At 69.2% G+C, this 11,354-nt stretch carries 12 protein-coding genes and 1 pseudogene; 6 read left to right on the plus strand and 7 right to left on the minus strand.

The window, feature by feature from the left end; all coding sequences use genetic code 11:
• Positions 1-51: 51 nt before the first annotated feature.
• From AB0O21_RS35345 to AB0O21_RS35370, 6 genes are all read right to left on the minus strand, one after another.
• Positions 52-1,320, minus strand: coding sequence for a lanthionine synthetase C family protein (locus AB0O21_RS35345; RefSeq protein WP_365178392.1), 1,269 nt, complete (start codon positions 1,318-1,320; stop codon positions 52-54).
• The gene (locus tag AB0O21_RS35350) at positions 1,320-4,388 is read right to left on the minus strand and encodes a lantibiotic dehydratase (RefSeq protein ID WP_365178395.1); all 3,069 of its coding nucleotides are present in this window, start codon (positions 4,386-4,388) and stop codon (positions 1,320-1,322) included. Before AB0O21_RS35350 ends, AB0O21_RS35345 begins: the two co-directional genes overlap by 1 nt.
• Positions 4,389-4,469: 81 nt before the next feature.
• Positions 4,470-4,643 carry an FxLD family lanthipeptide gene (locus AB0O21_RS35355; protein ID WP_365178398.1) on the minus strand — a complete coding sequence of 58 codons (174 nt, stop codon included), beginning with the start codon at positions 4,641-4,643 and terminating at the stop codon, positions 4,470-4,472.
• A 192-nt stretch (positions 4,644-4,835) separates the two neighbouring features.
• Entirely contained in the window at positions 4,836-5,492 is a 657-nt protein-coding gene (locus AB0O21_RS35360) for a class I SAM-dependent methyltransferase (RefSeq protein WP_365178401.1), read from the minus strand.
• On the minus strand, positions 5,489-5,680 hold the full coding sequence (locus AB0O21_RS35365) for a hypothetical protein (RefSeq protein WP_365178404.1): 192 nt from the start codon (positions 5,678-5,680) through the stop codon (positions 5,489-5,491). Before AB0O21_RS35365 ends, AB0O21_RS35360 begins: the two co-directional genes overlap by 4 nt.
• A 150-nt stretch (positions 5,681-5,830) precedes the next feature.
• Positions 5,831-6,331 (minus strand): hypothetical protein, encoded by a 501-nt coding sequence (locus AB0O21_RS35370; RefSeq protein ID WP_365178407.1) that lies wholly within the window; start codon positions 6,329-6,331, stop codon positions 5,831-5,833.
• Between the two features lie 301 nt (positions 6,332-6,632).
• Here AB0O21_RS35370 and AB0O21_RS35375 point away from each other — a divergent pair, with 301 nt between their 5' ends.
• Both AB0O21_RS35375 and AB0O21_RS35380 read left to right on the plus strand, forming a co-directional pair.
• A complete protein-coding gene (locus AB0O21_RS35375; protein ID WP_365178410.1) occupies positions 6,633-7,517 on the plus strand; it encodes a helix-turn-helix transcriptional regulator in 885 nt (294 codons plus the stop codon).
• Positions 7,510-7,722: a DUF397 domain-containing protein gene (locus tag AB0O21_RS35380; protein ID WP_365178413.1), complete on the plus strand. Its 213-nt coding sequence runs from the start codon at positions 7,510-7,512 to the stop codon at positions 7,720-7,722. The genes AB0O21_RS35375 and AB0O21_RS35380 overlap by 8 nt, the downstream gene beginning before the upstream one ends.
• 125 nt (positions 7,723-7,847) lie before the next feature.
• Here the strand turns inward: AB0O21_RS35380 and AB0O21_RS35385 are convergent, their stop codons facing one another.
• A complete protein-coding gene (locus AB0O21_RS35385) occupies positions 7,848-8,027 on the minus strand; it encodes a hypothetical protein (RefSeq protein ID WP_365178416.1) in 180 nt (59 codons plus the stop codon).
• 117 nt (positions 8,028-8,144) lie between these two features.
• Between AB0O21_RS35385 and AB0O21_RS35390 the strand changes: the two genes are divergently transcribed.
• From AB0O21_RS35390 to AB0O21_RS35405, 4 genes and pseudogenes are all read left to right on the plus strand, one after another.
• A complete protein-coding gene (locus AB0O21_RS35390; RefSeq protein WP_365178419.1) occupies positions 8,145-9,071 on the plus strand; it encodes a GntR family transcriptional regulator in 927 nt (308 codons plus the stop codon).
• A gap of 360 nt (positions 9,072-9,431) precedes the next feature.
• Positions 9,432-9,581, plus strand: a pseudogene (locus AB0O21_RS35395) (helix-turn-helix domain-containing protein); the annotation flags it as partial.
• Between the two features lie 561 nt (positions 9,582-10,142).
• Entirely contained in the window at positions 10,143-10,868 is a 726-nt protein-coding gene (locus tag AB0O21_RS35400) for a hypothetical protein (RefSeq protein ID WP_365178428.1), read from the plus strand.
• A 304-nt stretch (positions 10,869-11,172) separates the two neighbouring features.
• The coding region (locus AB0O21_RS35405) for a DUF2637 domain-containing protein (protein ID WP_365178422.1) at positions 11,173-11,354 on the plus strand (182 nt) is incomplete at its 3' end.

An 11,354-nucleotide genomic window follows, 5' to 3' on the forward strand; every position in this document is an offset into this window, starting at 1 on the left:
GTCCTTCGGAGGGAGGGGGAGGCGGCTTGTCTGGTGGGTGTGGCCTGGCGGTCAGGCGATGAGGAGGCAGGCGTCCCAGGAGGTTCGGGGCGGGGTGCTGGTGGCCGGGGCCAGGAGGGCGAGGCCGATGCCGGCCGCGCCGTCGAGGAGCCCAGGGTCGGGTTCCGGTGTGTGGAGGAGTTCGGTAGCTGCGGCTGCCGCGTCGCTCCCCGGAGGGTGCACTGCGGCCAGGATCGAGGGAAGGACGGCCCGGATTTGGCCGGTGGTGGCCGGAAGGGCGTCGTCTGCGGCGCGGGCGGCGATGTGGGCCAGCCCCGCGAAGCCGTGGCACAGGCCGCTGTCGGTGGTCGTGCCGAGCTGATTCGGATCGGTCAGTGCGGACAGGAGATCGTTTTCGGCGGCGAGTTGCCGTGTCCGGTCGCCGAGGGCGATTCCGGCGAGCTGCTGGGCGCGGGCCAATCCGGCGGTGCCGTAGCACCAGGACGGGCGTTGCGGCCCCACGGGCAGGTGACCGGTGCGGAGTGCGGGCAGGGTCACCCAGTACGGCCAGACCGGTCCGCGGGCGGTGTCGACCCGCCAGCGGTCCAGCCAGGCCAGGATGCTGCGGATCGCCTCCCGATGCCCGCCAGCCATGGTCCCTCGGTGTGCGGCGAGCGAGAGGAAGGCGAGGACGCCACCGATGCCGTGGGCTACGCCGGTGTTGGCGTGGCCGTCGGGGTAACGGCTGTCGGTTCGGCCGGAGGGTCCGGACGCGGTCCACCAGCCGGGCACGGTCTCGCCGTGGCGGTCGAGTGGCTGGGTGAGCTCGACGAGGTAGTCGAGGATCGCGCGGACGGTGTCGCAGTTTGGGCGCCTGCGGAGCAGGTAGGCGCCATAGCCGGTGAGGCCGCGGATGGCGTCGAACTCGGCGAGGGCGGGCAGTTGCCCGGCCGCCATGCGCTGCTCGGCGGCGGCCAGGCGGCGCCGGGCGTCCGCGGCCATCTGCTGGTCCAAGGCGTCGAGGGCGGCCCGGTAGGAACCGGGAAGGTGATCGCCGGCGCACGCCAGTGTGTGGGCGAGGGCGGGCGCCCCGTAGAAGGGGTGACTGTCAGGCCCACTGGTCAGCGGTTCCCGGGTCGCGGCGGACAGCCAGGCGTGCGCGCGGTCCCACGGCCCGAGGCCGGCGGCGGCCCGTTCGACGTGCAGCAGGGCGATGCCGGGCAGACCATGGCCGAGGGACTGCCGACGCCAGTCGGTGGCCGCCGTCGCGCCGGGGGCGGTGTCCGGGTAGGCCAGCCGGTCGGCGATCTCGTCGACGAGCCTGAGCGCGGCGTGGGGCATCAGCGGGACCTCCTTGCGGTCCAGGCGAGTGCGGCAGCCCGCGTGAGGTAGAGGCAGATGGCCTCTTCGGGGAAGTCCACGGCGACTGCGCGCACGAAGTGGACGTGGAGCAGCGAGGTCAGCACGTCGTCGGCGTCGATGCCCCGGGTTTGGGGGCTGGACTGGTGAAGCCGGTAGGCGGCCAGGGCCTCGTTCCGGTCGCTCCATGCCTCGACGACCGCGTTGCCCCCGGGGACGGAACGCAGCGCTGCCCAGTCCCTGCTCGGGTCGGCGAGCCGTACAGCCTCGCTGAACTCCGGGCGGGACACCCGTGTCGGGGGCGATGGCGGGATGTGGTTGACCAGCCACGCCATCGCCGCCTCCGTACCGCCGAGGAAGGCGGAGGCGATGGCCACCGAATGCGCGGCGACCAGCGCCCGGTGGGATGGGCGGGGCGCGCGGCCGAGTTGGGCGAGGACCGCGCGGGAATCGGCGCGGAAGACGTCTTCGGCCGAGTCCCAGGCTGCCCCTTCACCCCAGCGGCCCATCTCCGGGTAGGAGGTGACGTAACGCAGGTCCGCCAGCAGGCCGGCGCGTCGCAGTTCGTTCGCCCACGTGCTCACCGTGCGTGCCGTGGCGGTGAAGGCATCCGGGGTGGGCAGGGCGAACCGCAGCCGTAGGTGCTGGTCGGGATCGCGGAACCGTACGAACCACCAAGGCGGGGCCCCGAGCCGGTCGAGGAGGTCCGGCAGGTGCGTCCCGAGGAGGGTGTCCTGGCGGCGGATGTCCCCGTACAGACTGGCCAGAAGGACCGGAGAGGCGGCCGGGGTGTGAACCAGGTCCCGGCGGACGGTCCGGGCGGGGGTGGGCTTGGGCAGGTGGGGCCAGGCCGGCTGGTGGGTGGCCTTGAGCGGGACGACGACCTCGTGGGCCCGGCCGCCGCACCACCCCAGCTCGGCTGCGGGCGGCGCTTCGGTGATCGTGACCCCACCGGCGCGGTCCAGATCTTCGCGGAGCAGCGCCCGGTGCGCGGGGACCGTGAGGTCGAGCGGCAGCAGCCGGTCGCCCTCGCCCACGTGCACGGCCAGAGGCAGCCGGCGGGCAGCGCGCCAGGTACCGAACGCGGCGTCCCAGTCCGCCCACGGGCAGGCCGCGTCCGGCAGTTCGTCGGCTTCCAGCCGCCAGCGAGCCGACGCGAGGATGATCCGGCCGTAGCGGAGACGGGGCAGGTAGGGAAGTTGGGAGGCGGCCCCCCAGTCGAACACGGTGACCTGCGCACATTGGGCCCGGCTCAACTCGGTGAGGAACCGTGCCAGAGGAGGGGTGTGGGTGTCGAGGTTCAGCGCGTGCATCCCGACGGCCTCCACGCGGTGGCCACGGCCGGGGGCCGCGAGGTACATCCGACGGCCGTCGCAGCCCACCGCCAGGTCGTCAACGGTCAGCACGTTGTCGGCCGGGAGGCGGTGCTCGGCCAGGCTGACCACCGCGGGCAGCACGCGCGGCGTCCGGGTCACGTGGGCACTCTCCGCCAGGAGGGGCGGGAACGACAACTGCACGGCCACCGTGTTGGAGTCGGCGGCGGGCAGGTCGCACAGGTCGTTGATCAGCGCCGCGCGCTGGTCGGCATCGAGGACCGCCAGGAACCGGCCCGTCCCGACCCCGGCGCCCCGGGAGACGCTGACCACTTCCAGGCAGAAGTCACCCCGGTCCAGCGCATCAGGAGTGTTCGCCCGCAGACGGAACCCAATTTCAACGTGCGGCGGGAGCCGCACCGCCTCGCTGCTCACCGTCAGGGCGTCGACTGCGTTCTCGTCGAGGAGTACTTCCCGGCTGCCGTCGAGCGCAGCGCGCTGCGCCAGCCGAAGCAGCACCCTGTCGCGGTCCGACACCCGCGGCTTGTGCTCCTCAGAGCGGGAACCCGGATACCCGTCGGGGTAGCCGATGCCGCTGTCGGCGACCACGTCAAGGACCGGCACCATCGACCCGATGCCGAAACGCTCGTAAAACCGCATGTGGAACCGCTTCCAGGCCGCCGTCCCGAACGGGGCGCTGCTGACCCGGGCCAAGAGGAGGGCGGCCTGTTCCGCCTCGCGCGCGACCATGGGCGGCAGCGTGACCGCTGCGTTCAGCCGGGTGTCCACGGCGATCGGGTGGCGGCGGAGGCCCGGAGTCAGGGTGCGCATCCGCGCACCCGCGCGCTCGTGCCCACGGACATCCTGCAGGCCGGCGTGGACCGCCCGGAGCTCGGCAATCATCTCGGAGACGTCGGCGACCGCCGGGGCTCCCACCGCGTCGAGCCGGTCCAGCAGGTAGCCGAGTGCGTCGGTCTCGGTGCTCGGCGCGCGCAGAGACGTGATCAGCACGCGGACCCTGATCAGCTCCCGCACGAACGTGTCGACCGTTGCCCTTCCCGCCTCGGGAAACACGGCCAGTACCTGCGCGATCACGTCCCCGACCGCGGTGGGCGTTCGGGCGGCCATGAGTGCGGCGGACACCGGGCCGGTCAGGCGTACCGATGCTTCGACGGCACGCTGCCGCCCGTCTTCCGCATCGGCCTGGTACGGGACGACGATGCGGCCCCCGCGTTCGGTGAGGGTCGTATTGGTGACCACGGGCAGCCGCTCCAGCAGCGCGGGAACAGCCTCCAGCCGGGCAGCAATCTGCTCAAGCCACTCCGCGGAGGCACCGGCCACGGGGATGTGGTGGAGACCCCAGTCCGCGCGGGTCGGTCCGTCGAGCGTCGCTGTGGTGACACCGGCAAAATGCCCGAAGGGCGTGGGCCGGCCGTGCGCCCGAAGCACGTACCGGGCCACCGAGAGCGCCGCACGTCGCACATCACGCGGGTGGGGCCATTCATCGGCAAGGAGGTCGTCGATCTGCCGTGCCAGCGCCGGGCTGGCATGCCATATCCCTCGCCCGGTGCCCGTTCCGCGGACCGCGCGCAGCCAGGAGATATGGCCGGCGCCAGCACCTGGGGCGCGGTCGGACAGGTCGGGGCACGGCAACAGCGGCGGGGTCGGGGACGCCACGGCGCGCACCAGCGCCGTTCGACCGGAACGGAATGCCGGGCGGGCCACCTGTACCTCCATGAAGCGTCTGGGCTGTCGGGGACGGCCGGTGCCGCCGCGCCATGCGGGCTGGGCGACACCGGCCGGGGTGGAGCCGATGGGTCAGTGGACGCCGGTCGTGCAGGCGCCGCAGGTCGACCCGCAGTTGTCGTCGGTCAGGGTGCGAAGGCCGCCGGGGTCACCCAGCTCGACCAAGGCGACATCCAGGTCGAAGGCGCCCTCCGTCGTCGTCTGCGGATGGGCCTGTGTCGTGCCCGGGTTGGGGTTGCTGGCCATGCCAACTCCTGTTCTGTGTTGTGATGTTGCTTGACTGGTTGTGCGTGCCAAGACCGCGCGGGGGAGGCGTAATCGGGCTGCTCATCCGCGCGGGTGTTTCTTGGCCATTCCCACAGCACGGGCCTGCTGAGGCTGACGGTGTGGGAAGCTCGATCGCCCTTCTTGGACCACAGGCATGGAACGGGAGCCGTGTCAGTAGCCCATCGGCCCGGTCAGGGCCAGCGCCGTGAACTCGGCAGACCAGTCCAAGTCCCAGCGCTCGGTGTGCAGCCAGCCCTCACGCAGCTGCTCAATGACCGTGTCCGGGTAGCCGCGGGAGAAGCCGGGCTCCTGCTTCTCCCACACCTGCACCACTACGTAGACCACCCCGGTGCGGGGCTTCACCCAGCGGCGGGCGTCGGTCATGAAGTGGTGGACGTCCAGGTACGGCAGCACCAGCCGGCATGCCAGAACATCCACGCTGCCCGGCGACAGCGCCCGTGGTGCGTTGCCTGTCAGGAAGTCGTGGACTTCGAACGAGAGCCGCTTTTCGGAAGGCCAGAACTGGCGGGCCCGTTCTATCGCGACCGGCGACCAGTCGTAGCCGGTTGTGCGCAGGCCCTCGCGTGCCAGCGCTGTCGTCAGCACGCCCCAGCCGCTGCCCACGTCCACAGCAGTCGTCATCCCAGCGCCCAGGACGTGCCGCCGGATGCCCGCCAGCTCCAGCTTTGTGAAGGGCAGGTTCTGCTGCGGGTCAGGGTTGGAGTAGAAGCGGTCCCAGTCCATGCGCTTGCGTAGAGCCTCCCGCGGGTTGGCCGGCACTCGGCGGGAGAGGGCAAGGCTGTTTGTCCGGGTCGGCAGCGTGTTCACACCCCACCTCCGCGACGAGACAGGCGAGCCTCACCCACGTCGATCGCCGAGGGGTAGTCGCGGCCCGCATCGGTGGACAGGTCCGAGCAGGTCGGCTCCTGTTCCTCCTCGCGCCTGCTGTGCTTCAGATCCTGCTGCGGCGTGCGTACCGGCACTCCGATCGGCTCCGCCGCTCTGCTGTGCTCCACGGTCGTCTCCTGTCTCCGTTGCGTACCAGTACGCGCTCATCAGCCCGAGCACGATCAGCACGATCAGTGCCTGCAAGATCCACTGCCGCCAGCCCACTCCGTACCGCCGATCCGCCCACCGCTGCCGGTCCACCCATGTCCATAAGCCGCTCACCGGCCTGTCTCCGACCGCCCCAGTGCCACGAACCAACCGCGTCCGGCCATGTCCTTGAGGAAGCGTTCGTACTCCTGCAGATTCGGGCTGATGTGCTCGTAGGTCGGCGCCACGAGCCCGTCCGCAAAGCCGGCGCGCAACAGGCGCCGCGCGGCCGACAGGCCCGGCCTGTACTCCAGAAGCGCGGGCCCGGCCGAGTCCAGGCACAGCTCGTCCCGCACCAGCCAGTGCCGGGACCGGGCCACGAGTTCCAAAGCTTCGAACTGAGCATCCGCCTCACATTCGGGCGCCTGCACGTAGCGGACGACCTTGAGCATCCGGCCGTTCTGCCGGGCAACCTCGCCAGCGGCGCGTACCCCGTCCGTGCGAAAGCCCAACAGTCGCGCCAGCGGATCGGCTTGCCTGACCGGTCGCTGGCCCAGGCTCGTCCACTCGCGCCGGACAGTGCTGTCCCGGTCCATCCAGTCGTCGGGCTGCAACTCGGTGAAGGCCGTCACGGCGTGCTCCGTCCAGCAGGGCAGGGGCGTGGAAGGTCGCCCAGGAGCTGGGTTGCGAGGCGCTGCCACCAGCTCCCAAGCGACTCGACTACCGTCCTACCTAACCGAGTTGAAGTGCAATCAGAACTCTCAGAGCAATTGCTCCCGGAAGTGGATTGGTATATGCATGAGGCGAACCGATGCTCAGAGAGGGCGTACCGGCGGTCGGCAGCGGCGTACCGGTGGTCCTGCAACGCGAACCGAAGCTGCGACCATCGAGGCCGAGGCTCGGACGGTCTGAACCGGAGAGGAGGCGAGGCGTATGGCGGCGAACGTACGAGCCACGTTCCTGAGGATCACCCTCGGAGCAGAACTCACCCGTCTACGTGAGCAAGCCGGGTTGACGGGCGACCAGGCGGCGAAGAAGGCTGGCTGCGCGCCATCGGCCATCAGCCGAGTCGAGAGCGGTACGTCCGGCTTCCAGCGCATAGAACAATTCACCAAATTGCTCCGCGACGCCTACGGCGTCAGCCGCCAGGACGCCGCGGTACTCACCGACTGGTACAAGAATGCGAAGCGGGAAGACTGGTGGGCCCCGATTGGGTCGGTTCTGCCCTCTGGCCTGAGCACGTTCTTGGCTTTCGAGTCCGGCGCGCGCCGTGTCCACGTGTGGACCCCGATGGTCGTGAACGGGCTGTTCCAGACGGAGGACTACGCCGAGGCGCTGATTGAAGGCGCGCGGATCGCGGATGACCGCACGGCCGAGTTCGTCGAGAGTGCCGTAAAGGTTCGGATGAACCGAAAGAAGCGGATCACCGACGAAGGTATGGAACTGATCTGCATCATGGACCAGTCAGTACTCACCAATGTGGTCGGTGGGCTAGACGTGATGAGGGCGCAGTACGAGGAGATCAAGCGTCTTGCCGCGCTGCCGAACGTCACCCTGCGGTTCATCCCGGCAAAGGCTCCTGCCTACCGAGTGCTGAGCGGCGAGTTCCAGATCCTTGATTTCGATCGGAAGGAACTTCCTGGTCCCGTCGTCGCGAGCACGACGGTGGCTGGTGAAACCCGTGTCCTGTCGAAAGACCGGCCGGTGAAGCAGTTCATCCGACGCTTCGATGTCCTTGCTCAGGGCGCCCTGCCTGTTCACGAGACCCCTGTGTTCATTGATCAAGTAGCACGAGAGGTAGAGAAGCAGCATGAGTAGCACCAACACTCCGCGACCCTATGGGCAATGGTTCAAGTCCTCGTACAGCGGTGGGACGAGCGACCAGTGCGTTGAGGCGTGCCCGCAGCCGACTATGGTTTACGTCCGGGACTCCAAGCGCAACGCGGAGCCCGGCGCGCCCGTTCTCGGCTTTACCGCCGCAGCGTGGTCAGCGTTCGCCTCGTATGCAGGCAGCAGCCGCTAGTCTCCGCGTGGGTGCCCTCCTCGTCCTAACCGAGGAGGGCACCCACGCCGACCAGCTTGCCGTACGGCACTGACAGGAGTCGTCGGCCCTGACTGACTCGGCGGCTGAAAGGGTCACTACGGCCCTCATCTCCTCGGTTCGGAAGGTGAGGGCCGTAGCCGTGCTCTGCTGAGGCGGGTGCTCCCGGGGCCGAGCACTATGTGCTGGGTGACCAGGTACCGCGGCCCCTTGGTGGCCTCCGCGGCCGAGGGCATCACGGCTATGTCGTCGATGAGTTCGGCATCGATGATCTCCAGCTCGGTCACTTCGGTCCCCCGACCGCAGCGGCAGAACGTGCTCTTCGTGCGCGGCAAGATAGCGCCCAGCTGCCGGCAACCCAGCGTGGTTGCCGAACGAACGACCTCGGTGATCAAGAGTCCGCCGTGCCTGTTGTCGAGGCTCAGAACGCCTCTTCGGGGTTTCTTTGCGTGGTCAAGGGCGAGCGAGTCACCACCCGTTGGGGGCAGACTAGGCCAACAACCCTCATCAACCATGGTTGTTGTGGTGTAGTGGTTGATACCGCGTTAGAGAAATGGGGTGTGTCGGGGATGCCGTTGCAGCGTTGGCGGGAGTTGGCGGATCGGTTGGCGGCGCGTATCGAATCGGGCGAGTTTCCGGTGGGTGGGAAGATGCCGACGACGGTGGAGTTGCTTGCGGCGGGGGAGTCGAAGCCGTCGGTGGAGCGGGCGTATCGGGAGCTTGTCGAGCTGGGCCTGGTTGTGCGCAAGCCGCGGGTGGGGACGGTAGTCCGCAGTCGCGTTCCGGTCCGTGTGCCGCTGAGCCGTTACGGTGCGGTGATGCGACCGGGCGGTGACAGGGGTCCGTGGGAGACAGCAGCGGCTGCCGTGGGCCTGGGCGGCCGTGTCATGCCGCTGACTGTTGAGCGTGTCCCTGTTCCCGGCGATGTCGCAGTCGTGCTCGGTCTCGAGCCTGGGCAGTTCGTTGTACGTCGTCGCAGGCATGCCCTGATCGACGGTGATGTCGTCCAGTTGCTGGAGGCGTTCTACCCGGCTGATGTGGCGGATGCTGCCGGTCTGGGCGAGCCGGGCAAGGTGGTCGGCGGCGTGCTGGCCGCGCTGACGGTTGGCGGGCTGGATCCGGCGTCCGCGGATGAGAAGGTCACGGCGAGGCTGCCGACGCGGGAGGAGGCTGCAGAGCTCTGTATCGGGGAGAGAGTGCCGGTGTTGCGTATCGAACGCGTGGTGCGGGACCGGGAAGGACGAGTGTTGGAAGTGCTGCGTGTGGTGGGCGCCGCCGACCGCTTGGAGCTGCACTACGACAACCTGACGCTGGCCGGCGGCCTGCCCTAGCAGGCTGCAGGTTCACCGGTGACTCACTGGCCTGCAGGTAGCGGAGTTGTGATCCCGCAGGGTGTGTACCGGTGGTCGCAGCGGTGAGGTCACCGCTGTTTCGTGGGGCGTGACCGCCCTAGCCAACTGCACGAGCCCCGCCATCATGGCGGGGCTCGCACGTCCTCGTCTGGGCCTGGTCCGCCTGGGCGAGGAAGAGCACCTAGCTGCTTGAACTGGAGGTGCGCTTTGTCATGAGCGTACGCGTATTCACCGTCGCCGCGCCACGCGGCGCTTGGACTGACGCCACTGGGTTCTTCCGCTGTGCGGGGGTGGGCCGTGGCGCTTGAACCTATCCTGTGGGCCCTTCATGACAGTCCGGTGGTCAGTACGACGGACCGGATGCTGCTTGCGGGTCTGGCGGAGAAGGCTGATGCGGATGGCTGTAATGCCTTCCCGTCACGCCGTACTTTGGCCCGCATTGCACTGTGTGATGTGAAGACGGTGCAGCGGCGGCTGGCCTGTCTGGTGGAGCAGGGAGTGATCGCCTTGGGGGACCAGGATGCCGCCCGCTACATCCCGGCGCATGCCCGCCCCAAGGTCTACGACCTGCAGATCCCCGCATCCTGGTACGGACCGGAGCGCCTGGCTCGGGTGAACGGAGATCGGGCGCATCGGGGCTTGCCACCACTTTCAGGAGCCAACCGGGGACCACTGGCGCCGGCCCCGCCCCGGACGCAGCGCAGCGACAAGGGAAAGCCACGGGGAAGGAGAGGGGACTGTCAGTCCCTCCCCCCAAACCCGGCTGAATCGCCCGCAAGGGGGGACTCCGAGTCCCGGGGAAGGGGGGACTGTCTGTCCCCGCAAGGGGGACTCACAGTCCCCCAACCCTCTCCGGTAACCCTCCCCGAAACACAAACCCCGACAGCGCCTGCGGCGCGTAGCGCCGATGACGCCCGCAGGGCCCCTGCAGGTACAAGCGCGCACAACACCGGCGTCACTGCCGCGTCCCCGGGCTCCGACGCGCCCGCCCGGACGGCCGACTCGGCGCAAGCGGCTCTCAGTAGTGCGCCAGATCGGCACGCCGATGCGTTGCGGACGGTTGATGCGGGCTGGCCTGCCGGCCTCGCGGCCCTCTTGCCCGCTCACCGGCCACGCGTACTGCGCGATGCCATCCTTCAAGGCCTCGACGGTGGACGCACCGCCGACCAACTCGTGGAGCGGGTCCAACGGCGATGGTGGACCCACGGCTACGCCCGGGCCCTTGCCGATGGCGACCTCTGCTCCCCGGTCGGCGTCGCGGTGGCGCTGGTGCGCCCGTCGGTGGATTGCCCGGACCCGATGTGCGAGGACGGGGTGACCTTGCACCTTGGGGATGCGTGTCCCAAGTGCGAGCAGCGTTCCGTGGACCGCCGCCGGGGTGAGAAGTCCGCTGACTGGGCCAAGGCCCCGGCGGCGCAGTGGTGGGAATGCGCGGGCTCCGGCTGCACTGCAGCGGGCAAGGGATCCAAGCCTGATGACGGACTGTGCTGGCAGTGCCAGTCCCGCGCCGAGGTCGGTGCGGCGAGGCTTGCGACCGCAGCCCTGGCTGACGAGGCTGAAGCTGGCGGCGAAGCAGGACGCCTGCGACAGGCGATCCGCTGGACGCGCATGGTGGACGACGCGTACACCGAGCACGCCTTGCGAACCCAGACAGCACAGGAGCGCATGGAAGCAGAGCGGCGGGCTGCTGCTGACGCCGACCAGGTGCGTCTTCTGCGTCAGCAGCTCCTTCTGGAGCATCCTGAGCTGGCGGCCTACGTACAGGACGAGACGTGACCGTCCGCAGGCCTGGGGGACGCCAAGCCGATCAGACCACCGTCCAGGATAGGGAAGCCGTTGTGCAGGTCGGACTCGGTCTGTGCCTCCGGGCTGGTGAGCTGGCCTCCGTTGTCCTTCGGGCCGTACTTGCCCTGCCCTTCCGGCCTCCGCTCTCGCGCCGCTCGGACTACCTGATCCGTGCGTGGTGCGCCCGTGCAGCGGTTGAGTTTTTGATCTCCAGTCTGTTTCCGGACCTTCGGTCACCTCTGGATGAGATCGTGACCGGCAGCAAGAGCCCTGATCGGGAGGTGTACGTCTTCTCATGCAGCTGACTCGTACGCACCGGATATTGATCGGTGTCGTGGTGGCCGGTGCCGTGGTCATCGCGGGGATCGGTTTCGCGGGGTCGTACTCCGCGGTGCGGGCCCTGGCGTTGCAGAAGGGCTTCGGCAGCTTCTCCCTGGTGTTCCCGATCGGTATCGACGCCGGCATCTGCGTGCTGCT

The organism is Streptomyces sp. NPDC091371, from assembly GCF_040684275.1.
Taxonomy (GTDB): Bacteria; Actinomycetota; Actinomycetes; order Streptomycetales; family Streptomycetaceae; genus Streptomyces.

Excerpts from the sequence above, each read along its gene's own strand:
- AB0O21_RS35380 (WP_365178413.1), top strand. The coding sequence starts at position 7,510 with ATGAGTAGCACCAACACTCCGCGACCCTATGGGCAATGGTTCAAGTCC.
- AB0O21_RS35350 (WP_365178395.1), bottom strand. The coding sequence starts at position 4,388 with ATGGAGGTACAGGTGGCCCGCCCGGCATTCCGTTCCGGTCGAACGGCG.
- AB0O21_RS35345 (WP_365178392.1), bottom strand. The coding sequence starts at position 1,320 with ATGCCCCACGCCGCGCTCAGGCTCGTCGACGAGATCGCCGACCGGCTG.
- AB0O21_RS35355 (WP_365178398.1), bottom strand. The coding sequence starts at position 4,643 with ATGGCCAGCAACCCCAACCCGGGCACGACACAGGCCCATCCGCAGACG.
- AB0O21_RS35375 (WP_365178410.1), top strand. The coding sequence starts at position 6,633 with ATGGCGGCGAACGTACGAGCCACGTTCCTGAGGATCACCCTCGGAGCA.